Here is a 24272-nt window from a genome sequence, read left to right as displayed (position 1 = left end):
CGATATCTCATGGCAACGTAACAGAAAGACGTAACGCCAGCGCGACTAGCGTGACGAGTAGCACGGGCAAGGTCATGACAATTCCGGTACGGAAATAATATCCCCAGCTAATTGTCATCTTTTTCTGTGATAGCACATGTAGCCAAAGCAGCGTAGCCAGACTACCAATAGGTGTGATTTTTGGCCCCAGATCACAACCAATGACGTTGGCATAAATCATCGCGTCTTTGATCACCCCTGATGCAATGCTGCCGTCGATGGATAATGCCCCAACCAGCACGGTGGGCATATTATTCATGACAGAAGACAAAAGCGCCGCCAGAAAGCCTGTGCCGAGAGTGGCCGTCCATAACCCCTTATCGGCAAGCAAGTTCAGAATACCGGAGAGGTAGGCGGTTAACCCTGCGTTACGCAAACCGTAGACCACTAGATACATACCCAGAGAGAAAATCACAATCTGCCATGGCGCACCACGCAGCACTTTACCCGTGTTTATAACATGGCCCTTTTTTGCCACAGCAAACAGAATCAATGCCCCCACTGTCGCAATAGCACTGACGGGAATCCCCAAAGGCTCAAGGACGAAGAATCCGGTAAGCAGAAGAACCAAAACAATCCAACCCGCTCTGAACGTTGCCACATCTTTAATGGCACGTGCCGGTACTTTTAACCGAGATACGTCGTAGGTTGTAGGGATATCCTTCCGAAAAAACAGATGTAACATAATCAACGTCGCGATAATCGCTGCAATATCGACGGGCACCATAACCGATGCATATTCAGCAAACCCAAGATTGAAAAAATCGGCAGACACAATATTAACCAGATTAGAAACAATCAGCGGCAGGCTAGCCGTATCAGCAATAAATCCGGCAGCCATAACGAATGCCAGCGTCGTACCTGTGCTGAACCCCAGAGCCAACAGCATCGCAATCACAATCGGCGTGAGGATCAACGCGGCACCGTCGTTGGCAAACAATGCAGAAACGGCAGCGCCCAGTAAAACAATCCAGGTAAACAACAGACGCCCGTGCCCGTTTCCCCATCGGGATACGTGCAGCGCCGCCCATTCGAAAAAACCCGATTCATCAAGTAATAGGCTGATGACAATCACCGCAATAAACGTCACCGTCGCGTTCCAGACAATATTCCAGACAACAGGAATATCATTGAGGTGAATAACTCCGCTAAGCAGCGCTAATGTTGCACCTATACTGGCACTCCACCCGATCCCCAGTCCTCTGGGTTGCCAAATAACAAAAATCAACGTCAGCAAAAATATTATCCCTGCCAGTAACATTTTCAGCCCCATAACATATGGTAAAAAGAATGTGTCTCTTTATGGTTTAGCACGACGAAGCAGAGGAGGCAGCCAGACATAAGCGCACGTCATCACGCAGGCATTGCCATGCAGTACTAATCGTTTCTGCGGCCCAGGCTGGCATGTGTGGAGACAATCGATAATGAATCCATTTCCCTTCACGGCGATCAAGCACCAGCCCTGACTCACGCAATATCGCTATATGACGGGAAATTTTAGGCTGAGATTCCACGGTGGCAGAGCAGATATCGCAGACGCATAATTCTCCCGCTTCTCTGAGCAGAAGGATGATGGATAGTCGAGTCTCATCGGAAAGGATTTTGAAAAGTTGGACGGGCTGTAGCATTCTGGGCTCTCAATATACTCTGCATACACATATGTTAATTCATATGTGTTGAAATTAGAATCCTTTAATGAAAAATGTGGTTTAAGGAAAAAAAGATGACGCTGAAACTTAAGTACAATGGAGCCATTGCGCCTGACATGATTATTTGAGTGGCAATGGCTCAATATACGGACTGCTGTAAACCTGAACCACCACGCTTTTATCTGTATCAAACGTCGCAACGGTCACAACGTCATGTGTGCCCGCCGCTCGCCAACATTCAGCCTCAACATCGCAACGCTCCTGCTTCTTATAACCCATCGACGTCAAATAAGTATGAACCTTGCTGGTATCTTCAGTGCCATAGAAGTTCACCGTCCATACTTTAGCTTCCGGGCCGGTTACGTTCGAAAAATTGAAGTCATAGCGATCGGTAATGCGCGGCATGTTTTTCAGAATATCGGGGGTATAGAACGCATATTCCCTTTCATCCTGTTCGCTATAGTGCGCACTACCGGAAAAATCCATTTCGATATAAGGCCATATCGTAATGACTGCAGCAGCAACGATGATGCCGATAACAGCAAAAATCTTCAGCGGTTTACTCATCCTTAAGTTCCCTTTCCTTTTTAGCTGAAGATAAACAATGAGCTATCCTCTTAAGGTCGTATTTTACACAATTTTCTCAACCAGCAGAATCGCCCTATCACCACGCGGTGCCAGTTGGCAGATGACCGCGCCGATTTCGTTGAAAACCGACGGTTGTATTCGTGCTATCTGTTCATTCAGAATTAGCTGCGTTTGAACGTGGACATTACGTTTAATATAGTATCAATTTTAATACATTCCCAAAAAATAGATTTTAAGAAATCATAAAAAACCAATATTAGGAAAATTATATTTGATAAAATTAGTTAATTGATAGGTTAAAACATTGACAATTTCTTTAGTATTATAGAGTAAGATGATGTCGGTTTTTAATGGACCGATTTATTGATTATTACATGCATTGTAAGGTTGTATTAACTTACCAATAAATTATTTTTCCAGGAGATTTACTCATGCGCAATACATCCCTTAGCATATTTATGCTAGCTTTTTTTTCTTTCGCCACAGAAGCCGCAACAGACATAATGATTGATTCTCAAAGAAATTGTTTGAGCGCCCCTTATACTGACACCTTAACAGGCACCCCCGTGAAATTTAATTTAGATCAAGGGAGATATGTTGTATCCCTCGTTTCTAATACTATGAATTGCATGGGAGCATCTAATAGTTGCATTATCGATAGTATTATGTTGCAAGGTGGGTTTAAAAATGCACGCTGGGGAGTTTCTGTGACCAGCAGTCCGACGGTTGTGGATACAACAGCAGCGCAGTTTGTAGCCTATATCGTTGACAATAATTGTAATGACAATGCCGGCAAGGCAACATTATTAATACAAAAAGCAGAATAACTCGTTTCCAGTTAACTTAATTTTCGGATTTGGGTTTAATTCTAAATATCAAGAAAAATTGATAATTTTACATCCTGAATAATTCGAAATGATGGGCAATGCGTTAACGTTTCGAATAACGAAAAAAGTTAGCGCACTAGCAATTCCCATACTAAATAAATTTAGGCTGCCTCTCTTCATTACGCAATATTGAGAATATATAGACGCAGCCTATCCACCATTCCAGACAAAAATAATAAGTCACGCGTATTAAATCGCGACCAGTCCCCGTACGCCGTCCTGTTCCATCGTTTCACCTCGCCCGCGCTGTATGATTTCCCCGCGTGACATCACCAGATAGTTATCGGCAAGTTCGGCGGCGAAGTCGTAAAATTGCTCAACCAGCAGAATCGCCATGTCGCCACGCTGCGCCAGTTGGCGAATCACCGCGCCAATCTCTTTGATCACCGACGGCTGTATGCCTTCTGTCGGTTCATCCAGAATCAGCAACTGTGGTTTACAGGCCAGCGCCCGCCCGATCGCCAACTGTTGCTGTTGCCCACCGGACAAATCACCGCCGCGTCGCTGCTTCATTTCATCCAACACCGGGAAAAGCTGGTAGATCTCATCCGGTACCTGCCGCGCCTGTTTACCCGGAAAGCGCGACAGCCCCATCAGCAGATTCTCTTCTACCGTCAGGCGAGGAAAAATCTCCCGCCCTTGTGGAACGTAGGCAATGCCAGCCTGCACGCGCTGATAAGGTTTACGAGTGTTAATCGTTTCGCCCTGCCAGCGAATCGTGCCAGACTTCGCCGGAATCAGCCCCATCAAGCATTTCAGCAGCGTGGTTTTCCCCACGCCATTGCGCCCTAACAGGCAGGTAATTTCGCCGGGGTTTACCTCAAAAGATAAGCCGCGCAGAATGTGACTACCGCCATAATATTGATTCAGTTCAGCAATCTCTAACATGTTAGCGCCCCAGATAAACGTCAATGACCTGCTCATTCGCCTGCACCTCGCGCAGCGAGCCTTCCGCCAGCACCTGTCCCTGATGCAACACCGTAACGTGGTCGGCAATGCTCTCGACAAAGCCCATATCGTGTTCCACTACCATCAGCGAGTGTTTGCCTGCCAGGCTGCGGAACAGCTCGGCGGTATAGGCGGTTTCTGCATCGGTCATCCCGGCTGCGGGTTCATCGAGCAACAGTAAATGCGGTTCCTGTACCAGCAGCATGCCGATCTCCAGAAACTGCTTTTGCCCGTGCGACAGCAGCCCTGCGGGGCGCTGCCGTTCGTGGCCGAGCCGCAACAACGCCAGCGTGTCATCAATCCGGTCACGTTGTTCGCCGTTCAGCCTGGCACGCAGGCTTGCCCACACCGATTTATCGGTTTTCAATGCGATTTCGAGGTTTTCGAACACCGTCAGCGCTTCAAACACCGTCGGTTTTTGGAATTTCCGCCCTATTCCTGCACGGGCAATGTCCACTGGCGATAGCGTCGTCAGGTCAGTGAACTGATCGTAAAATACCTTACCGCTATCCGGGCGCGTTTTACCGGTAATGACATCCATCAGCGTGGTTTTCCCCGCGCCGTTAGGGCCAATGATGCAACGCAATTCCCCCACGCCAATCTGCAACGAGAGGTCGGTCAACGCCCGAAAACCGTCAAAACTCACATTAATTTTGTCGAGTTGCAGCACCGGATCGGTCTGGTGCCGATGGCGGTCTGACGGGTATCGCTGGGCAAACTGGGTCTGTGAAGCAACCGGCGGTGCCGCCACTGAGGATGCAGATACTGGCTCAGTCATGTTTCTTCTTCCTCAATAATCCAATCACCCCACGCGGTAAAAACAGCGTGACGAGAATAAACATCAGTCCTAGAAAGAACAGCCAGTACTCGGGAAAGGCCACGGTAAACCAGCTTTTCGCCCCGTTGACGATACCCGCACCGAGCAGCGGTCCGATCAGCGTCCCACGGCCACCCAGCGCCACCCAAATGGCGGCTTCGATAGAATTGGTTGGCGACATTTCGCTGGGATTGATGATACCGACCTGTGGTACATACAGCGCCCCCGCCAGCCCGCACAGCACGGCGGAAAGCGTCCAGACGAACAGCTTGAAACCTTTCGGATCGTAACCGCAGAACATCAGGCGGTTTTCCGCATCACGCACCGCCGTCAGCACACGGCCAAATTTGCTGCGCGCCAAGGCAAATCCCACCAGCAGGCTGGCAATCAACAACAATACCGTGGCGACAAACAGCCCAATGCGTGTACCCGTGGCCGTAATGGGGAAGCCCAGCAGCGTGGTAAAACCGGTAAATCCGTTATTGCCGCCAAAGCCGGTTTCGTTACGGAAGAACAGCAGCATGCCAGCATAGGTCAACGCCTGCGTCATGATTGAGAAATACACGCCTTTGATTTTGGAGCGGAATGCGAACCAGCCGAACACAAACGCCAGCACGCCCGGCACCAGCACAATCAGGCACAGCGCCCAGGCGAAATACTGGGTTCCCGCCCAGAACCACGGCAGTTCTGTCCACGACAGAAAGGACATAAAAGCAGGCATGCCCTCACCCGCAGCCTGCCGCATCAGGTACATGCCCATCGCGTAGCCGCCCAGCGCAAAAAACAGACCATGCCCGAGCGACAGCAGCCCGGCGTAGCCCCACACCAGATCCAGCGCGACGGCAACAATCGCATAGCACAGAATTTTACCGATCAACGTCAACGTATAGGTGGAGATCGCCAGCGGGTTCTCTGTGGGCAGCAGCGCGAGAAATGGCAGGATTAGCAAGGCCAGCAACATCGTTGAACCGAGGCCAAGCACGATCCGCGGCGCGCGCTGCGTCAGGGTTATCGTCATAGGTTGTGTCATCAGTCAATCACCCGTCCTTTGAATGCAAACAACCCCTGTGGCCGTTTCTGAATAAACAGCACGATCAGGACCAGAATGACGATTTTTCCCAGCACGGCACCAATCTGCGGTTCCAGTACCTTATTGAGAATGCCGAGGCTGAACGCGGCCACCACCGTTCCCGCAAGCTGCCCGACGCCACCCAACACGACGACGAGGAAGGAATCAATGATGTAACCTTGTCCCAATTCCGCTCCGACGTTGCCCAATTGCGACAGCGCCACACCGCCAAGACCTGCGATGCCCGAGCCGAGACCAAAAGCCAGCATATCAACGCGTCCGGTCGGCACGCCGCAGCAGTCCGCCATCGCCCGGTTTTGCGTCACCGCCCGCACATTCATGCCAAGGCGGGTCTTATTGAGTAAGATCCAGGTAAGTAGCAGCACGCCGAGGACAAACAGGATCACCGCGATGCGGTTATACGGCAGCACCAGATTCGGCAATACACGCAGCCCGCCAGACAGCCACGCGGGGTTCGCCACTTCCAGATTCTGCGTCCCGAACAGCATCCGCACCAGTTGGATCAGCATCAGGCTAATCCCCCAGGTCGCCAGCAGCGTTTCCAGTGGTCGGCCATAAAGATGACGAATCACCGTGCGCTCCAGCGCCATCCCGACGCCAGCGGTAATGAAAAAAGCGACAGGCAGCGCCAACAGCGGGTAATACGCCAGCCAGCTCGGCGCAAACTGTTGGCAAAGTGACTGCACCAGCCAGGTTGCGTATGCTCCCAGCATCAGCATTTCACCGTGCGCCATGTTGATGACGCCCAGCAGCCCGTAGGTGATTGCCAGCCCCAGCGCCGCCAGCAGCAAAATAGAGCCGAGCGACAGGCCGGTAAACGCCTGCCCCAGCAGATCGCCGACGATCAAACTTTGTTTAATCTGATCCAGGCTTGCCTGCGCCGCCGCACGTACGCCGGTATCTGATTCATTTTGTACCTGCGTTAACGGCTGTAACAGCGCCTGCATTTGCGGATCGCCGGTTTGTCCTAAGCGTTTGACCGCGTCAAGTCGCACCAGCGGATTGGCATCGCTTAACTGCCGGGTCGCAATGGCGATATTCAGCGCATCGTGAACCTGTGCGTCTTTTTCTACCTCAAGGCGCTGCATCAACAGCGGCAGTTGCTCTGCACTGCTCTCGCTCTGCAACTGCCGTACGGCATTCAGGCGAGTGGCGACATCGTCGCTGACAAGCTGATGTGAGGCCAACGCGGTGGCAACCAGCACGCGCAGGCGGTTGTTCATAAAGAGTTTTTTCGTCGCGCCAACCGGTTCCACGTTCCCTTCCAGCGGCGTTAACGTACCCTGCATATCCCTAAACGGCTGCTGGTTCCGATCGAGTACCACCGATTCATCGCGCAACGCCTGTAACAGCGGCAAACGCGCCGGTTCCGGCGCTGCGGCCCATTGCTGCAACAGTTCGGCCTGCTGCGTGCGGCTGGCGGCGGCGAAATCCGCCGCAGGCCCGGCTTGTGCCAGCCAGGGCAGCATCAGACACAGCGACAGCACAAACGTAGATAATTGACGATTAATCATCGCAATGTCCGCCATATAAGAGAGAAAATATCCCCGCCCGACATGCTGGACGGGGCGTGTAGGAACGATGCTTACTGTGCGGCTTTGATTGGGTGATCGGGTTTCTTATCATTTCCGGCGATGTACGGGCTCCACGGCTGTGCGCGGACCGGTTTATCCGTTTGCCAGACCACGTTGAATTGGCCGTTTTCCTCAATCTCGCCAATCATCACCGGCTTGTGCAGATGGTGGTTGGTCTTGTCCATCGTCAGCGTAAAGCCATCTGGCGCAGCAAAGGTTTGGCCAGCCATCGCGGCACGGACTTTATCTACGTCCGTGGTGCCCGCTTTCTCTACCGCCTGCGCCCACATATGAATGCCGACATACGTGGCTTCCATCGGATCGTTAGTCACCACCGTGCCCGCGTTCGGCAGGTTTTTCGATTTGGCATAGGCTTTATAGGCTTCCACGAAGTCGGCATTGGTTGGGTTATCTACCGATTCAAAGTAGTTCCATGCGGCTAAATGGCCGACCAGCGGTTTGGTGTCGATGCCGCGCAGTTCTTCTTCACCGACCGAGAACGCAACAACGGGGACATCGGTCGCTTTGATTCCCTGATTCGCCAGCTCTTTATAGAACGGCACGTTGGAATCACCGTTGATAGTGGAAACCACCGCAGTCTTACCGCCCGTCGAGAACTTCTTGATGTTGGAAACGATGGTCTGATAATCGCTGTGGCCAAACGGCGTATACACTTCCTCAATATCTTTGTCCTGAACGCCTTTGGAATGCAGGAAGGCGCGCAAAATCTTATTGGTGGTACGCGGATACACATAGTCCGTACCCAACAGGAAGAAACGCTTCGCCGCCCCACCGTCTTCACTCATCAGGTATTCCACCGCTGGGATCGCCTGCTGATTCGGTGCCGCACCGGTGTAGAACACGTTCGGCGACATCTCTTCGCCTTCATACTGCACCGGATAGAACAGCAACCCGTTCAGTTCCTCAAATACTGGCAGAACCGATTTACGCGACACCGATGTCCAGCAGCCGAACACCACCGCCGCTTTATCCTGCGTCAGCAATTGGCGTGCTTTCTCGGCAAACAGCGGCCAGTTCGACGCCGGATCGACCACTACTGGCTCCAGTTTTTTACCCAACACGCCGCCTTTGGCATTGATTTCATCAATAGTCATCAGCGCCACATCCTTCAGCGGCGTTTCTGAAATCGCCATCGTGCCGGACAGCGAGTGCATAATGCCGACTTTGATGGTGTCTGCCGCCTGCACGCTCCAGGTCAACCCCATGCCAACCACTGTCGCAGAAAGCGCAAAAACTTTTAGCAATGAACGTCTTTTCATTTATTAGCCCTTAAGTCGTGTTGAGTGAGAATGGAATCGTGTGATGCGTCAGGTGGAACCACTTCCATTGAAACGGATTGCGTTGAAACCGATTGAGGCCGCGCCTGCTGTAACATGTGTAAGGTAATTTTCCTGACCTCGGCCTTACTGACGGCAATGTGGTCGGTCAGAATGCGCTGCGCCTCCTCCGTATGCTGTTGCAATATCGCCAGCAGGATGCGGGCGTGTTCTTTATAGGTCGCGTCGATACGATCCTCACGGGTGAAATCAAGACGCCGAATAATGCGGATTTTCTCCGTCAGCTCACCGTGAACTCGCGCCATTTCGCTGTTGCCCGCCGCCGTCACCAGTCCCCGATGAAACCCTTCGTCGTAGCGGGAGACGGTCTTGCCGTCATCCAGACGCGGTTCCTCAATCCAGAAGCGTTTCAGGTCAGCCAATAGCTCGGTGCAGCGCCCCGGCGGCATCCCGCACAGTCGCCGAATGGCTTCCCGCTCCAGTACGATGCGGAAGTCATACAGTTCCTCAAAATAGGCGAAATCAAACGGACGAACCTGCCAGCCGCTGCGGAAATAGACTTCGACATAGCCTTCCCGCTCCAGCCAGAACAGCGCCTGACGCACCGGCGTGCGACTGACCGACATCCGCTCGGCAATTTCATTTTCACTAAAGCGATCGCCCGGCATCAGGTGAAAGTCGAAAATGTCGTTTTTCAGCGTTTGATAGACCCGCTCCGCCAGCGCTTCCGGGCGATCTTTGCTGCTCTTTTGTGTGCCTGCTCGCATCGTTTTCTCTGCCTCGTCGTTATTCCCGTTCGTCCGTGGGTTCAGGCGCGTCCCTTTATTCCTGCCTGCCCTTTACTCCAGCCATAGCAACGCATCGCCGGGGCTGACCGGTCGACCTGGCTGGCAGCCGATACGTTTCACCCGACCAGACTGCGGCGCGCTAATCGTTAGTTCCATCTTCATGGCTTCGACGATAATCAGTGGCTGTCCGGCTTCGATGACATCTCCCACGTTCACCAGCACTTTCCAGATGTTGCCGTTCATGTCCGCACTCACCTGAAACGCGCTCTCGTCGTTCTCCACAGGCGCGGCCGAAACGCTTTCCTGCGGTGTACTCTCATCCTCCTGCTGCCACAGCGCGACTTCTGTTTCAAACGCCGTGGCCTGACGCTGACGGAAAGCGGCAATGTCGTCGGCCTGATCCGTCAGGAAACGTGAGTGCTCAGCAAAATCAAACTCGGTTTCTTCGATGCGGATCGCGGCGCGTCCTTCACGGAAGTCATCACGCAGCGCCGTGAGTTCGGCTTCGCTGACTGGATAAAACCGCACCTGATCGAAGAAACGCAGCAGCCAGGGTTCACCAGTAATGAACTGATCGTTTTTGAGGAATTTGTTCCAGATCGGCAGCGTGCGCCCCACCAGTTGATAGCCGCCCGGCGAATCCATGCCATAGATGCACATGTACATCCCGCCGATACCGACCGTGCCTTCGGCGGTGAAAGTACGCGCCGGATTGTATTTGGAACTCAATAAGCGGTGACGCGGATCGACTGGCACCGCACAGGGCGCGCCGAGATAAACGTCACCCAGCCCCAGAATCAGGTAGCTGGCATCAAAAATGATGTCGCGCACCTCGTCACGGCTCGCCAAGCCATTAATACGTTGAATAAAATCGACATTATTCGGCAGCCAGGGCGCGCTGGCGCGTACGGTTTCACGGTAACGTTCCACCGCGCCGAGCGTGGCGCTATCCTCAAACGCCATCGGTAAATGGACGATACGCGATGGCACTGTCATCTGGCTGACGTCGCCCAGTTGGCTTTCCAGATGCAGCAATACGTCCAGCAGCGCACGTTGACGGAGAACCCGACTGTCGTAGCGCACCTGTAGCGAACGCACGCCGGGCGACAGTTCTTCGATCCCCGCGGTCTCTGAAGCGCGGATCGCCGCCATTAACAGATGCACGCGCAGCCGCAGTGCCAGATCCAGCACGTTCTCGCCGTATTCAATCAGGATGTAGTTATCCCCTGCCTGACGATACACGGCAGCGGGCGTAGTCGCGGTAGCCGGTACCGCAGCCAGCACGGTTGCAGAACCGTGTTCTGTCGTCGCCAGCGAGGGGACGTCAAACGCAGGTGCATGAGCGACTGCCAGCGTGGAAACGCAGTCAGACTGCGCCTGTTCCAATGCCAGTGCTTCATCCGCGCTGATGGGATGGAAACGAATACGATCGCCGGGCTTAACTTGACCGACTTTCCACAGTTCCGCTTTGGCAATCGTCACCGGACAGACAAATCCGCCCAGACTCGGCCCGTCCCGCGTAAGGATCACCGGAAAATCGCCGGTAAAATTCACTGCGCCGATGGCGTATTCACAGTCGTGAACGTTGGAAGGATGCAGACCCGCCTCGCCGCCGTTCGACCGCGTCCAGGTAGGTTTTGGCCCGACCAGACGCACGCCCAGCCGGTTTGAGTTGTAGTGCACCTGCCATTCTGCCGCGAAAAACTCATCAATTGCCGCGTGGGTAAAGAAATCCGGCGCACCGTGCGGGCCATAGAGCACGCCAATACGCCACTCATCGCCGTATTGCGGAATCAGTGCGGCGTCCACGGCCTGCGGGGCACTCACCGGCGCGGGCGTGGTGCAGGCGGGCAAGTCAGGTTGAGAAATCGCCAGCATATCCGCTACGCGCAGCGTTCTTCCGGCATGACCGCCAAATTCCCCGAGCGCGAACGTCGAACGGCTACCGAGATACTGCGGCACATCGATGCCGTTACGCACCGCCAGATAGGTACGGCAGCCGGACTGCGCGCGCCCCAGCGTCAGCGTTTGCCCGGCCGTTACCGTCACCGGTTGCCAATACGGCACCGTTTCGCCATCCAGCGTCGCCGGACAGTCTGCTCCCGTCAGCGCAATCACCGCCTCGCGGTGGAATCGCAGCGTCGGGCCTTGCAGCGTAAACTCCAGCCCTGCCGCGGCTTCATCGTTACCGACAATACGGTTCGCCAGCCGGAACGCGAAGTCGTCCATCGGGCCAGACGGCGGCACGCCGATATCCCAATAGCCAAGGCGTCCGGGGTAGTCCTGCACGCTGCTCCAGGTGCCGGGTTGAATGACTTCAATCACCGAGGCAGACGGCGTAAAGCTGTCGAGCATCCGCGTCCACACGGTTCCATTGCGGAATGCGTCGGTAGCGACAATCTGGCGCAGGTAATCGAGGTTGGTGGCAATACCGTGCAAACGCGTGGCATTCAGCGCCTGCTGCATCTTCTCCAGCGTCAGTTCACGGGTTTCCGCGCGAACGATCAGCTTGGCGATCATCGGATCGTAATACGCCGATACTTCGGTGCCGGTGCTCACCCAGCCGTCAACCCGTACGTCATCGGGAAACGCCACTTCGGTCAGCACACCGGGGCTAGGCTGGAAGTTTTTCAGCGGATCTTCCGCGTAAATACGCACCTCAATCGCGGCGCCACGCGGAGCCTGCATCAGTTGCGCCCAGTCCAATGGTTCATCCGCCGCGACGCGCAGCATGCATTCGACCAGATCCAGCCCGGTGACGCACTCCGTCACCGGATGCTCCACCTGTAAACGGGTATTCACTTCGAGGAAAAAGAACGCATCGCGTTCGGCATCGTAGATATACTCTACCGTTCCCGCACTGCGGTAATTAACCAACTCACCCAGTTTCACCGCCGAGGCCAGCAGCGCCACGCGCGTAGCGTCTGGCAAATGCGGTGCGGGCGTTTCTTCCACCACTTTCTGGTTACGGCGTTGCAGTGAACAATCACGTTCGCCCAGCGCCACCACGCGGCCTTTACCATCGCCAAAAATCTGTACTTCGACGTGACGCGCCCGATCGATGCAGCGTTCGAGAAAGACGCCTGCATCGCTAAAGAATTGCTCGCCCAAACGGCGCACGCTCTCCCACGCGGCCTGTAACGCCACGGCATCCGCACAGCGAGTCAGGCCAATGCCGCCGCCCCCGGCGGTACTTTTCAGCATGACCGGATAGCCGATGTCTGCGGCAGCGGACAGTGCATCCTCCAGCGAGGCCAGCAGCGGCGTTCCCGGCGTCATCGGTACCCCCGCCGCGGCCGCCAATTCACGGGCGCGGTGCTTCAGGCCGAATTCGCCAATTTGCTGGGCGGTTGGCCCGACAAACGCAATGCCGGCCTTTTCACACGCGGCGGCAAACGGCAGGCTCTCTGACAGAAAACCGTACCCCGGCCAGACAGCCTCTGCCCCCGTCTGCTGTGCGGCGGCCAGTACCTTATCGATACACAGATAACTGTCGCTGGCCTTCTCGCCGCCAATGGATACGGCAATGTCTGCCTCTTTCACATGCTGGGCGTTTTTATCCGCATCGGAATAAATCGCTACGCTGGTTATCCCCAAACGCTTCAGCGTGCGTATGGCGCGGCAGGCAATTTCACCCCGGTTAGCGATCAGTACGGTCTTAAACATGAGACGCCTCCTGACGGGCAAGCCAGTTGCGCCAGCCGCCGAATTCCGTGATATCCACGGCGTCGCTCAGCGCAGCCGGTTCGCAAATAAAGCCTTTAACCTGCCGTCCGTCGGCTAACGTCAGCGTGCCAATACCCAGCGGCGCCGGAATCTCTGCGACAAACTCACCAAAACGCGCCAGCGGGATGTCCCACAGCTCGACGATAATCGCCGCACCATCTGTGCTTTTCGCTAAACCGGGTTTCGCCGGTTGCGTATTCGCCAGCGCATAAAGACGATAGTTTTCCGCCGTGCGCGTCTCTTCCACCCGTACGGCATCACGGCGGGTCAACTGATGGTTCAACGGCATGCCCGTCAGGTGCGCACCGACGACGGCAAGACGAACGTGTAATGTGGAAGGCGGCAAGGTAGCCTGTCCTACAGGCAGCATTTTTCCTGTTGCCCCCAGCGTGAGCGCCAGCTGTGCCTGCCAGCGCAAGCCGAAGCTCGCTAATGCACGGTCGTGCCAGGCGGGCGCAATCAACGTGATTCCCGCAGGCAGACCATCCGTGCGGAAAGGGGCTGGCAGCGCCAGTGCCGAGAGATCGGCCAGATTGGTAAAGTTGGTGTAGGTGCCCAACTGGGAGTTGTAGCGCACCGGTTCCTGCTTCATCGCCTCACGCGTGTGGATGGTCGGCGACGTCGGCACAACTAACGCGTCAAACGACGCCAGCGTCTGCTGAATCTGACGCGCCAGTTCAGCACGCAGGTACTCGGCTTTAAACGCCTCTACCGCACTGAAGTGTTCGCCACTCGCCACAATACCGTGCACCACTGGGTCCATGTTCTCGGGTTGCCGCAGCATATCGCCCACCGCGACGGTACGTTCCGCTACCCAAGGGCCTTGATAAAGTTGATCGGCTAGCTGCGTGAAAATACTGAAATCGATCGGGTGTAGCGTCGCACCCGTCGCTTCTAATTCGACCAGCGCGTGTTGCCAAGCCGCCTGAGCGACAGCGTCAGCAAAGAAAGTAGGATCGCTGGGGATAGCAAAGCGCGGCGTCGCTGGCAGCGCCGCTGGCGCACTGGCGGGATGGCTGCGCGAGTAGGCATCCGCGGCATCGTATCCGCCAGCCAGTTCAGCGACGGTAAAGGCGTCTTCAACGGTCAGCGCAAATACTGAGATAGTGTCATTCAGGCGACAGGCCGGTACGACACCGCTTGCCGATAGCCACCCTTTTGTCGGCTTTAGGCCGACAATATTGTTAAACCCGGCAGGAACGCGCCCCGACCCGGCGGTATCAGTTCCCAGCGAAAACGCAACCAGCCCGCGCGCCAGCACCGAGGCCGAACCTGAACTGGAACCGCCGCTGATGTACTCGGCGTTAAAGGTGTTTGGCACCTCACCAAACGGTGAGCGCGTGCCGACCAGACCGGTCGCAAACTGATCGAGGTTGGTTTTGCCAATGACAATCGCCCCTGCCGCTTTCAGTTTGGCAACGGCAGTCGCATCGTTGTCAGCCAGATAGGTAAATGCCGGGCATGCTGCGCTCGTTGGCCAGCCTGCGACATCAATATTGTCTTTGACAGCAAAAGGAACGCCGAACAGCGGCAGCGCGTCTGGATTTTCACGATACCGAGGCAAGAGCGCCGCGATTTGTGCCTGAAGCAATTCGGGAGTCGCCAGTGCGATCCACGCCGGATCGTCCGTCGACAAACTGGCGAGTAGTGCGTCTAGCGTATCACCAACGCGATCGGCCTGCTGGTGATAATGCTGTTTCCATTCCTGAAGCGTGAGCCCTGTCATTCTTGGCATGATGTGAATCCCATCTGGTATACAAGATTGAATTCACTAAAGCGAAAACCATGCCAGCTTTTATTTTATTGATTTATATGAAATTAGACTAAATCACCGCATCACAGTGCACAGAAAAGGAACAACCGTGCGCCATCACGGAGCACGGCTGCTGTGGTTAACGCGTAAACAAGACGTCGATCCCATGGTTATTTCTGACGCATAGTCATCTATGACAATAGTTATTCAACGTCTCGGGCTTCGTCCGCCTGATAATCGAAGAAATCAAATGCCGCAGCATGCTGGTGCAATACACTGTCTACGCAGGTGATCCCGACAAACGTCCCGGTAAATTCGCCATGCTGGCTGTATTCATCCGAGAATTTTATCGTTTCATAGACCTTTCCGACCGATTGATAATGCACATCGTCATACGACCAGGCAAAGGACATCGCCCGCCCTTCAATCGTCAGCCGTAAATAAACCGCGTCGGCGTTAAGTCGCGTGCTGCCCTGCCAGTCTTCACGCTTCGCGCCATTTTCCATATGGATGACGGAAAGTGCCGCACACTGATTTTCTTCGTCATAGTGCTTGTTTAAGTAGAGGTAATTCATATTGTCGTAGTACAGCACCAGCCCGGCACTATGCTGGAATACCTCTGGGGCGAAATACATTTTGGTTTTCACTGTCGTATAAACAGAGGTCAATTTTCTCGCCAGCAGGCTGACTTTATTCGTGGAGCTGAGCGACTCCTGCCCACGTAAGCAGACATGGCTTGCCCGACTTTTCAGATCGGTAAAAGCGTCTGGATGAATCCGTGGGGCGTAGTAATGCAGAGCGAGCGTGTCATCATCAAAGTGGTCGCGCACTGACGGCGTGCATGACGGCGCTTCCGGCAAGGCACTCGGTTCGACGACTTCTTTCGCGATATTGTCATCCCCCTCCAGCCGCATCCAGCCATCCACCGTCCAGCGCATTTTCTGAATTCCCGACTCACGCCCTAACGGACAGCATAATTCTGGCCGGAAAGGCCGTGCGCAGAGATGGACTAAATACACCTCTCCTTCCGGCGTTTCGACATAGCTGCCATGACCCGCTTTTTGTATTTTCACCTCAGGGTTAAAACACTCCGGCCGCAGATAGTCTTTCACGCCTAGAATAGAAAAATCGGGCTTCTCATATTCCGCGTTATTCTTTTCAAACAACGCCGGATTCACCGACGTGAGAATCGGGTTACCCGCATCGCTTTCATAAGGCCCCCAGACCTGTTCCGCCCGCGCCATCGTCACGCAATGCCCGTAGCCCGTTCCACCTTCCGCGCACATCAGATAATAGTAACGCCCGCGCTTTGTCAGGTGCGGCCCTTCCGCGCCGATCCCCGTCATACCCGACCAAATCCTTTTCGGGTAGCCAATCACAGACCGCGTTTCTGGCGAATACTCCACCAGAGAAATCGCGCCATTGTGCCCATCACGCGTTTCCCAATCGACGGCAACAATCCATTTCCGCCCATCCTCGTCATGCAAAATCGAGGCATCATAACCGCCCGAATGTAAATAGACAGGCTCACTCCAGGGACCGGTAATCTCCGGCGCGGTGATCAAATAGTTGTCCACATCGAAATATCGGCCATGCATCGAGTTCATGACGCCGTAAATGACGTAAAAAAGCTGTTCTTCCTCACACCACGTCAGACAGGGTGCCCAGATTCCCTTTGCCGACGGCAGTCGCGTTAAATCGACTTTCTTTTCATCGCTCAAAATATGGGTATGCAACGTCCAGTTTTTTAGATCAGTAGAATGGTAAACCGGCATACCGGGGAACCATTCAAAGGAGGAAACTGCCACATAATAATCATTATTACGACGGCAAATAGACGGATCGGGATTGAACCCTTTAAAAATAGGATTTTGGATCATGAAGCACTCCGTGATAACCGACTCTTGAGAAACATAACGTCAGGCAGCATTATCTGCATGGCGAATTTTTAGTATTTATTACTATGAGGTTCGTATTTATGACGCGATTTATTTTCAGGCTTTGGTGATTACCTCAAGTCTGGCATCATTCAAGGTGTAATGATTCATAATAATGACCAGACTAAAAACCAGCACTGCGGGATAAATAGAGAACAGGAGTGCAACGGTATTAACAGCATTTTCTGGCTGAACGTCAGCCCCACCGATATAACCACTCCAGGATAATAGCCAGCCAATAAATGCGCCACCCAGTGCGATGCCTAACTTAATTGCAAACAGATTGGTGGAAAACACAATGCCGCTTAATTTCCTGCCGCTCTCTTTTTCCAATACGTCAACCACGTCCGATATCATTCCCCATTGCAATGGCGTCGCCGCCCCCTGAATAATATTCACCAGTATGACAGTGCCGAATACCAGCCACAGCATATCGGGTGTGATGACATAGACGATAATCAGTAAAATGGCTTCCAGGAACATCGCATATTTAAACCCTTTCACCTTATCAATATTTTTAAAGACGTGTGGTGAAATGAATGCACCGAAGGTTCCAGAAATAATCACCGTGGTTAATAAATACGTGCTAATATCCGGGCGATTTAATACATAGTTGCAATAATAGATCGCACTACCGCCTTTGAATAACACCGCAATCAGGTTGATAACGTTTAACGTGAACATACTTCGCCAATCGCGGTTCCCGCACAGCGTTTTAAAATCACGCCAGACAGAACCTGAATTTTGCTCTACCGGAGAGATATATCGCTCATGGGTGTTGGAGAAACAGAGGTAAAAGAACACAATACTCAATGCACCAAATACCATCATGGTATAAAAATAGCCTTCCTGGATATTGCCTTTGCCAATGTATTTTACCAGCGGCAACGCCGAGATGGAGACGATCAGCCCACCGATGGCGCTGAGGGAAAACCGCCACGACTGGAGAGAAACCCGCTGGCGGGAGTCGTTACTGATGTTGTTAATCATCGCGCAGTACGGCACGTTAATGGCGCTGTAAACGATGGACAGCAGCAGATAAGATGCATAGGCGTAAACCAGTTTTCCGGTGTAGCTGAAATCAGGCGTATAAAACGTCAACGTGCAAACCACACCAAAGGGAATGGCGAACCAGAGAATATAAGGCCTGAACTGCCCAAAGCGGGTTCGCGTTCTGTCCGCCAGGGCGCCGATACCGACGTCAATGACCGCATCAATTGCCCGAACCACTAAAAACATCGTTCCCATATGGGCGGGCGATAAGCCAAATACGTCGGTGTAAAAGTAAGCCATAAACAGCATCACAGTCTGCCAGACCAAATTACAGGCCGTGTCCCCTAATCCATACCCTATTTTTTCTTTAATACTTATTGCGGAATCAGACATAACTCCCCCACATCAATTTGACAGAGTTCAACCCTTTTTTAGATTCAGAGCAGGCTCACGCTCTCATCCTCAAAATCAGGTTATTGATTTTTATTCAGGAGATATGTATAAAAAAAAGATAAAAATATAATGAAAGTGAACCCTATGAGTGACGAACATCCCATTTACGAAATCATTCCTGTTTTAACCGGGGAGCTTTATACGCTGGTCGAGGATGATGTTTCAAAATTTAACGGTTGTGATGTGATTCCACACTATCACTTCATGAATGAAATTATGTGGTTCCGGCGTGCGGACGGACTTTTCTCCATTAATGACAACAAGTATAAAATTAAGAATAACACGCTTATTTTCGTCCCCGCCCTCGTCATTCATGATATGTTTTTATCGCCGCAACTCGATCATCTGCGCTACTTATTTCAGTTTGAAAATGATTTCATCAATGAAACAAACCCATCGATTACGTCGTTAAAGAAGTCAAAACCTCTCGTCTTCCATATAGACGAAAAAAATGCTGAACGTATTGATACCCTTCTGTCCTGGTGCAATGAGTTATTTACCCACAACAAATCATCGCTATTAATAACAAAGTTATTTTCCTCATTTCTGGAATTGGTATTTTCTTTTGAAAACCAGGAAGAAAATGAAAACAGCCACGATGTCACGTCCAGCGCATCAACCCTGATAAAATATTTGTACAGTCTGGAAAACAGTACCGAATCTGAGATCACCACGGCAGAAGCCTCTGCCGCCTGCAACTGGTCTAAATCGTATTTCTCTCGGTTATTTAAGAGTTACTTTGGCATGACGTTTAAAAAGTACATGCTATTAAAGAAAATAAAGCATGCCATCCGATTACTTTCCTCGACGGAATTGAAAATCGCAGAAATTGCGGAGAATGCTGGTTTTACGGACAGCGCATATTTTTGCATGAAGTTTAAGATCGTCATGGGCTGTAGCCCCGCCACCTTCAGACACAGGATCTGGGCATCACAAAATTTAGCGGCCCCAGTTCAAATGACACCGTGTCTGCCGGATTGACGTTTAGCGCTCGTACGAGCGTCAGGCGATCTTCTTCGCGGCCTGCTGTGCCAGAATCGACAGTTCCGTCGCCTTGAAGATATGCGCTTGCGACATCGTCAGTTCAGTGCGCTCACGGCAGTCACGCAGAAAATTCGGGAAAAAGGTGCGTTCGACGCTGCCTGCCGGGGTAAAGCGCTGTTCGCCCTTGCCATTCACCAGATAAACGACGTTGCTTTCGCCACGCGTCAGATCGACGTATTTCCTGATTTCGATATAGCCCTCTGTCCCCAGTATCGTCAGACGGCCGTCGCCCCAGACGCTCAACCCATCCGGCGTAAACCAGTCACAGCGAAAATAGCCCGTTGCCCCATTGCCACCCAGCAGCATCGCATCACCAAAATCCTCAAATTCTGGCTGGTGCGGGTGGTGATAATTCGCCGTCTGGCTGGTCACCACTTGCGCATCGGTGTTGCCAGTAAAATAGAGAAACTGTTCGATCTGATGAATACCGATATCGCAGAGGATCCCGCCGTACTGACGCTTTTGATAAAACCAGTCAGGCCGCGCGCCGCGTTCACGATGGGGGCCCACGCCGATCGTCTGAATCACTCGACCGATCTCACCCTGTTGCACCAGTTCACCGGCAAACAGCGCGCTATCCACATTAATTCGCTCATTAAAGTACACGGCAAACTTGCGGCCGGTTTCCGCGACCCGACGCTGGACGGCATTCAACTGCTCCAGCGTAGTCAACGGCGGTTTGGCGGTGAAGAAATCTTTGCCTGCCTCCAACGTGCGCAGCGCCAGTTCGGCTCGGTCACAGGGAATGACCGCGCAGGCAATAAGTTCGATAGAGGCGTCGCCAATCAGCTGCTCCGCAGAATCCACAAAAGGCACGGAGGGGAAAAGCGAGATGAATTTTTCCCAATTATTTGGATCGGACTCGAACACGCCAACCAGTTCCGCTCCTGCATCGACCAGTTGCCGACACATGTCATAAATGTGGTTGTGCGCTAACCCAATCGCCGCAAATCGAATCTTTTTCATCTTCACCTCTGCCGATATCGCCATGCCAAACCGCTACAATAAGGCGGAAACCGAGCAGGCTAAAGACAAAAGCCGCGTAACGCGTTAGAATTTTTCCCGTTTTTTAACATATCCACATTTTCCGCAACGCAACCAAGAAAGATAGCCATGAAAAGAAAACGTATTCTTATCCCTCTCATCATTCTGATCCTGTTTGTGCTCTATCTGAATCGCGATGCGTTGAACCCTTTTGCGCCTGACTGCAAAAACCTTCCCGCGAACCAACCCAAGCCCGAAGTGTGTAAAAAACCAGTGAAAGAAGTCGCCCCAGGTTTTGAAATTTAAGCCATTGAAATTTAAGTTCGAAATTTAAGCTGGCGTATCAGCGCGGTTTGGGAATATTGAACTGTTCCAGCGCGGGGTTAACCGTTTTGGCAAAATCTTCCCGCCGGTTCTTGAGTTTGCTTTTGGCATTGAAAAAATTCACCAGTTCCGCAATCCCCATACCGATGCTGAGCGCCCCACTCACCGCCCATCCCACCGGCCCTGCGGCCGCACCAACGGCAGAGGCGGCAGCAGCACCGGCGGCCTCACCCGCGATAGCACCCACGACTTTTCCGGCAATCGCTGCGCCCGCTTTACCAGCCAGCCCAATGGCCGTTTTACTCCCCGCCGCCTTGGTTAAATCCTCTGCATGTAGCGACGATTTAGCAAAACTCATCACGCTGCGCCCGGCCTCTTTCACCGCCTGCGCATCGCTTTTTACTCCTGTCCCCTCATGTAATGCAGCCGAGGGGGAAGCATCAAGTCCAACCGTTCGCAGCGCGGTCGGTGATATCGTAGAGAAACGTTGGCTCATCGCCGCCTGCGCAAGCAGCGGATCGGACAGTAAAATGGTGTTGATTTCACGCGGCACTGCCTGCTCAAAATGCTGAATCACATCCCCGTCTTTCTGTAGCGCTTCAATACGTTGATTTAACACCTTTTCCGTTTCTTCGGTATTCCGGTACTCGCGCCCCGCCATCACCTGCTCCAGCGTCTGTTGCAGTTTGACCAACGTCGCCGACTTTTGCGCCCCGCTGTACTGCTGCGGTCGGGTAAAAACCGCTTCATTCAACGTACTGATATCAGTTTTTGCCGCCAACCCCAGCGCAGCCGCGTTGTGTAGCGTATCTGCCGCTTCCTGACGGTTCACTGGTGCCTGTTCGCGGATCCAGCTTTTCATGTCCTTCATCATCAGTTTGCCATCATGTGGGACTCGCGCCAGTTTCTCCCCTTTGACATCCGCATGTTCCAGAATCCCGAACAGCCCGGGATTAGACCACAGTCGGGCAGCCGTTTTTAGCTGAGGTGACAGCGTCGGGTTGTCGGTAATAATCGCGTTCAGATCGGTCAGGGTGCTGGTGCGATCGTTCTTTTGCGGCGGAGAATGCGTGTAGGATTTTTTGGCATCGGCAGCATTAAGCAGCGGCTCGTTGGCGAGCAAAAGCGCGGAAGATTGCACTAACCGCAGCGACTGTGCATCGGCTGTCGGATTTTTTTCCCGATATTCCTGCACAGCATGGCTGGCATCGCTGGCACGTCGCTCCATGCTTTTAATAAAGGATTTGGTATCCCGATTCGAGATATGTCCGTCGGCTCTACCGCCATCCTTTGCCGTATCCATCGCCGTGTAGATCGCCGGATTTTCACGCAGATAGACAAGCGCTTTTTCCGCGTTCGTGCCGCCCTCTTGTAACATTTTCGCCGCTGCCAGCGGGCGATTCAGCGCCTTTGCCGCCTTTTCGCGTTCATTTTCCGGCAGATCGCTCAACAATGCCGACCACTTTTCCAATGCTCTGGCGTTACTGTGCTCCGAGCTATCTATCGCCTGAAGATCGACGGGAGGCTTGGGTTCCGCAATCAGTGAACTGTCGGCAATTTGCATAGTTGGCGGCACACGCGCAGGTGCCATTGCTCTCAGGCCAGAAGGCACTGGCGACAGGCTCGGCGACGCGTCGCCAAAATCGATTGAGCGCGAACCCGACCGTGCAGTGGGCAATGCCGCCGTTTGCCCCCCCTGCCGATTCGCTTCTGTATTGTGTTGCGCAGGCAAAGACGCGGCATTTCCCCACCGGTTTCCGTTATCAATACGATTGATCATTACTGTCTCCATTCTGCTGTCATCAGGCCTAACAAACGAGTCTCCCGCGTCATTCGAGCACAGAAAGGCCAGCAAGCGTGCCGCTCGCAGGATGACGGGTATAAGTGAGTGGAATGAAAACGCGATAGGTTCCCTGAAAATATTCAGGAGTATTTGATGGCTATTGGTCGCTTATTCATTTTTATGGAAATCGCTTTCCGCAGAATATTCACGGAATGATGCAGAGAATAAGACAGATAACCGGTTAACGACTGTTCAATTACATATCACCATCATCATTAACGATCAAGAGATACATCTCCCAACCTGACAACAACGATCGTCGTTACCGCCCTTCCTTGCTCTTACAATAACCAGACGAAATGATTACAAAAAATTTCAAAGAGTAACCAAATGTGTGATCCGTATAAATGAAACATCGTTTCCTTTTCACCATAATGCCACACGACCTAATTATCAAGTCTGCTGATAATTAGGACAACCAGTAAGCGGTGTAAATTATCGACATTCACTCATCAGCATAAGCCATTTCGCTGATTGAAAGACGCATAAGCAACGTCGTATATAAGGAAGCGTAAATGAATTGATAAAAAACTGATTGACCAGGGATTTCGCCCTGTCTGACATTATTAATGGCGTCATCATCATTTCTGGTGATTCTATTTTTACGCCCAAGAAATGGCATCCACTGTCTGGTTTTAAAGATAGAGACTGCACTCGCCAATAATATTATTTATTCATCAAGAAAGAGAAAGACAGAATGAAAATATACACACGTAACCTACTCATCGTTTGTGCCGGATTCGCTCCTTTCCTCACTCAGGCAGAAACCGACGGCAAAACGACCTTTCAGTACGAACATAACTGGAAGACGGAAGACCGCCGCCACGCAGACTCCATCAAGCTTATTCACAAGAAAACCAACGGCTGGTCATACGAAGTCAAATTCAGTACGTCAGCAGGCGGGAACAGCAACTACGACGTTGCCTATGATGACATGCAGGGCGGCTCTGGCGGCATGGTGATCGGTAAGGACTTCAAGCTAAGCAAGGCCGCCACCTTAACCCCTAGCTTTGAATTCTCCATCGGCAATGCCAGCATGATGTATCAGCCGGGGCTGAAATATAACTACCGAATTAACAGCGACTGGTCCACCTATGGCCGCTACCGTTATGAATATAAGAAACCGACACGTAGCTCGCGTTATTCGACCATTTCCACGTCAGATAAATATGGTCACGCAGGGGAATCTTATTTGTCAAAATCCGACACTGGACGCCACCGTCTGGATGCTGGGGTAACGTATTCTGGTTTTGATAATATTAATCTGACTTACGTCTTTAACTACTATATCGGTGATAACACCACAAAATCGTATAAATATAGCAAGGGTGAATTCACGGAAAGAGAATACGCCGTCTATGACAATGGTAAAACGGACTATGAGCATCAGTTCAAAGTTCAATATAAGTTAAACAAACAGCTAACTCCTTACATTGAGTATGATGATATTAGTCAATCCAGCACATCATCAAGCCGTCAGGGGAAAATCAAGGTTGGTTTCAACTACGTTTTCTAAGAAATACCGAATTTTATAAAG

The 24272-nt window shown here is 52.5% G+C and carries 19 protein-coding genes and 1 pseudogene; 4 read left to right on the top strand and 16 right to left on the bottom strand.

Annotation, left to right across the window (positions count from 1 at the left end; genetic code table 11):
* Positions 1–7: 7 nt before the first annotated feature.
* The 4 genes and pseudogenes from WCT94_RS15585 to WCT94_RS15570 all read right to left on the bottom strand — a co-directional run.
* Positions 8–1300: an arsenic transporter gene (locus WCT94_RS15585; RefSeq protein WP_336870270.1), complete on the bottom strand. Its 1293-nt coding sequence runs from the start codon at positions 1298–1300 to the stop codon at positions 8–10.
* A 46-nt stretch (positions 1301–1346) separates the two neighbouring features.
* Positions 1347–1667: a metalloregulator ArsR/SmtB family transcription factor gene (locus WCT94_RS15580; RefSeq protein WP_336870269.1), complete on the bottom strand. Its 321-nt coding sequence runs from the start codon at positions 1665–1667 to the stop codon at positions 1347–1349.
* Between the two features lie 141 nt (positions 1668–1808).
* Positions 1809–2255, bottom strand: coding sequence for a hypothetical protein (locus WCT94_RS15575; RefSeq protein ID WP_336870268.1), 447 nt, complete (start codon positions 2253–2255; stop codon positions 1809–1811).
* A gap of 72 nt (positions 2256–2327) precedes the next feature.
* Positions 2328–2441: pseudogene (locus WCT94_RS15570) on the bottom strand (ABC transporter ATP-binding protein); the annotation flags it as partial.
* A gap of 266 nt (positions 2442–2707) precedes the next feature.
* On the opposite strand from WCT94_RS15570, the gene WCT94_RS15565 reads away from it, so the two are divergent.
* Positions 2708–3103: a hypothetical protein gene (locus tag WCT94_RS15565; protein ID WP_336870267.1), complete on the top strand. Its 396-nt coding sequence runs from the start codon at positions 2708–2710 to the stop codon at positions 3101–3103.
* 249 nt (positions 3104–3352) lie between these two features.
* On the opposite strand, the gene urtE is transcribed toward WCT94_RS15565, so the two are convergent.
* From urtE to WCT94_RS15515, 10 genes are all read right to left on the bottom strand, one after another.
* Positions 3353–4051, bottom strand: coding sequence for an urea ABC transporter ATP-binding subunit UrtE (gene urtE, locus WCT94_RS15560; RefSeq protein WP_336870266.1), 699 nt, complete (start codon positions 4049–4051; stop codon positions 3353–3355).
* Position 4052: 1 nt separating this feature from the next.
* Positions 4053–4889, bottom strand: coding sequence for an urea ABC transporter ATP-binding protein UrtD (urtD, locus tag WCT94_RS15555; RefSeq protein WP_336870265.1), 837 nt, complete (start codon positions 4887–4889; stop codon positions 4053–4055).
* Positions 4882–5958 (bottom strand): urea ABC transporter permease subunit UrtC, encoded by a 1077-nt coding sequence (gene urtC, locus WCT94_RS15550; RefSeq protein WP_336870264.1) that lies wholly within the window; start codon positions 5956–5958, stop codon positions 4882–4884. Before urtC ends, urtD begins: the two co-directional genes overlap by 8 nt.
* A complete protein-coding gene (gene urtB, locus WCT94_RS15545) occupies positions 5958–7547 on the bottom strand; it encodes an urea ABC transporter permease subunit UrtB (RefSeq protein ID WP_336870263.1) in 1590 nt (529 codons plus the stop codon). Before urtB ends, urtC begins: the two co-directional genes overlap by 1 nt.
* Positions 7548–7603: 56 nt before the next feature.
* The gene (urtA, locus tag WCT94_RS15540) at positions 7604–8872 is read right to left on the bottom strand and encodes an urea ABC transporter substrate-binding protein (protein ID WP_336870262.1); all 1269 of its coding nucleotides are present in this window, start codon (positions 8870–8872) and stop codon (positions 7604–7606) included.
* Complete coding sequence (locus tag WCT94_RS15535; RefSeq protein ID WP_336870261.1) at positions 8869–9657, bottom strand: GntR family transcriptional regulator; 789 nt, start codon at positions 9655–9657, stop codon at positions 8869–8871. Before WCT94_RS15535 ends, urtA begins: the two co-directional genes overlap by 4 nt.
* A 72-nt stretch (positions 9658–9729) precedes the next feature.
* Entirely contained in the window at positions 9730–13344 is a 3615-nt protein-coding gene (gene uca, locus WCT94_RS15530; RefSeq protein WP_336870260.1) for an urea carboxylase, read from the bottom strand.
* Positions 13337–15139 carry an allophanate hydrolase gene (gene atzF, locus WCT94_RS15525; RefSeq protein WP_336870259.1) on the bottom strand — a complete coding sequence of 601 codons (1803 nt, stop codon included), beginning with the start codon at positions 15137–15139 and terminating at the stop codon, positions 13337–13339. The genes uca and atzF overlap by 8 nt, the downstream gene beginning before the upstream one ends.
* A 221-nt stretch (positions 15140–15360) precedes the next feature.
* A complete protein-coding gene (locus WCT94_RS15520; RefSeq protein WP_336870258.1) occupies positions 15361–17037 on the bottom strand; it encodes a glycoside hydrolase family 43 protein in 1677 nt (558 codons plus the stop codon).
* A 114-nt stretch (positions 17038–17151) separates the two neighbouring features.
* Entirely contained in the window at positions 17152–18480 is a 1329-nt protein-coding gene (locus tag WCT94_RS15515) for an MFS transporter (RefSeq protein WP_336870257.1), read from the bottom strand.
* A 144-nt stretch (positions 18481–18624) separates the two neighbouring features.
* Between WCT94_RS15515 and WCT94_RS15510 the strand changes: the two genes are divergently transcribed.
* The gene (locus tag WCT94_RS15510; protein ID WP_336870256.1) at positions 18625–19521 is read left to right on the top strand and encodes a helix-turn-helix domain-containing protein; all 897 of its coding nucleotides are present in this window, start codon (positions 18625–18627) and stop codon (positions 19519–19521) included.
* 21 nt (positions 19522–19542) lie between these two features.
* On the opposite strand, the gene WCT94_RS15505 is transcribed toward WCT94_RS15510, so the two are convergent.
* Positions 19543–20550 carry a Gfo/Idh/MocA family protein gene (locus WCT94_RS15505; protein ID WP_336870255.1) on the bottom strand — a complete coding sequence of 336 codons (1008 nt, stop codon included), beginning with the start codon at positions 20548–20550 and terminating at the stop codon, positions 19543–19545.
* Between the two features lie 147 nt (positions 20551–20697).
* Here WCT94_RS15505 and WCT94_RS15500 point away from each other — a divergent pair, with 147 nt between their 5' ends.
* Complete coding sequence (locus WCT94_RS15500; protein ID WP_015840395.1) at positions 20698–20874, top strand: hypothetical protein; 177 nt, start codon at positions 20698–20700, stop codon at positions 20872–20874.
* Between the two features lie 37 nt (positions 20875–20911).
* Here WCT94_RS15500 and WCT94_RS15495 read toward each other — a convergent pair whose 3' ends face one another.
* A complete protein-coding gene (locus WCT94_RS15495; protein WP_336870254.1) occupies positions 20912–22672 on the bottom strand; it encodes a type III effector HrpK domain-containing protein in 1761 nt (586 codons plus the stop codon).
* A 760-nt stretch (positions 22673–23432) separates the two neighbouring features.
* On the opposite strand from WCT94_RS15495, the gene WCT94_RS15490 reads away from it, so the two are divergent.
* The gene (locus tag WCT94_RS15490) at positions 23433–24251 is read left to right on the top strand and encodes an oligogalacturonate-specific porin KdgM family protein (RefSeq protein WP_181844915.1); all 819 of its coding nucleotides are present in this window, start codon (positions 23433–23435) and stop codon (positions 24249–24251) included.
* The last annotated feature ends 21 nt before the right edge of the window (positions 24252–24272 follow it).

Source organism: Pectobacterium sp. 1950-15 (genome assembly GCF_037136835.1).
Taxonomy (GTDB): domain Bacteria; phylum Pseudomonadota; class Gammaproteobacteria; order Enterobacterales; family Enterobacteriaceae; genus Pectobacterium.
This window is presented reverse-complemented; position numbering and strand designations above follow the sequence as displayed.

Excerpts from the sequence above, each read along its gene's own strand:
- WCT94_RS15585 (WP_336870270.1), bottom strand. The coding sequence starts at position 1,300 with ATGTTACTGGCAGGGATAATATTTTTGCTGACGTTGATTTTTGTTATT.
- WCT94_RS15580 (WP_336870269.1), bottom strand. The coding sequence starts at position 1,667 with ATGCTACAGCCCGTCCAACTTTTCAAAATCCTTTCCGATGAGACTCGA.
- WCT94_RS15575 (WP_336870268.1), bottom strand. The coding sequence starts at position 2,255 with ATGAGTAAACCGCTGAAGATTTTTGCTGTTATCGGCATCATCGTTGCT.
- WCT94_RS15565 (WP_336870267.1), top strand. The coding sequence starts at position 2,708 with ATGCGCAATACATCCCTTAGCATATTTATGCTAGCTTTTTTTTCTTTC.
- urtE (WP_336870266.1), bottom strand. The coding sequence starts at position 4,051 with ATGTTAGAGATTGCTGAACTGAATCAATATTATGGCGGTAGTCACATT.
- urtD (WP_336870265.1), bottom strand. The coding sequence starts at position 4,889 with ATGACTGAGCCAGTATCTGCATCCTCAGTGGCGGCACCGCCGGTTGCT.
- urtC (WP_336870264.1), bottom strand. The coding sequence starts at position 5,958 with ATGACACAACCTATGACGATAACCCTGACGCAGCGCGCGCCGCGGATC.
- urtB (WP_336870263.1), bottom strand. The coding sequence starts at position 7,547 with ATGGCGGACATTGCGATGATTAATCGTCAATTATCTACGTTTGTGCTG.
- urtA (WP_336870262.1), bottom strand. The coding sequence starts at position 8,872 with ATGAAAAGACGTTCATTGCTAAAAGTTTTTGCGCTTTCTGCGACAGTG.
- WCT94_RS15535 (WP_336870261.1), bottom strand. The coding sequence starts at position 9,657 with ATGCGAGCAGGCACACAAAAGAGCAGCAAAGATCGCCCGGAAGCGCTG.
- uca (WP_336870260.1), bottom strand. The coding sequence starts at position 13,344 with ATGTTTAAGACCGTACTGATCGCTAACCGGGGTGAAATTGCCTGCCGC.
- atzF (WP_336870259.1), bottom strand. The coding sequence starts at position 15,139 with ATGCCAAGAATGACAGGGCTCACGCTTCAGGAATGGAAACAGCATTAT.
- WCT94_RS15520 (WP_336870258.1), bottom strand. The coding sequence starts at position 17,037 with ATGATCCAAAATCCTATTTTTAAAGGGTTCAATCCCGATCCGTCTATT.
- WCT94_RS15515 (WP_336870257.1), bottom strand. The coding sequence starts at position 18,480 with ATGTCTGATTCCGCAATAAGTATTAAAGAAAAAATAGGGTATGGATTA.
- WCT94_RS15510 (WP_336870256.1), top strand. The coding sequence starts at position 18,625 with ATGAGTGACGAACATCCCATTTACGAAATCATTCCTGTTTTAACCGGG.
- WCT94_RS15505 (WP_336870255.1), bottom strand. The coding sequence starts at position 20,550 with ATGAAAAAGATTCGATTTGCGGCGATTGGGTTAGCGCACAACCACATT.
- WCT94_RS15500 (WP_015840395.1), top strand. The coding sequence starts at position 20,698 with ATGAAAAGAAAACGTATTCTTATCCCTCTCATCATTCTGATCCTGTTT.
- WCT94_RS15495 (WP_336870254.1), bottom strand. The coding sequence starts at position 22,672 with ATGATCAATCGTATTGATAACGGAAACCGGTGGGGAAATGCCGCGTCT.
- WCT94_RS15490 (WP_181844915.1), top strand. The coding sequence starts at position 23,433 with ATGAAAATATACACACGTAACCTACTCATCGTTTGTGCCGGATTCGCT.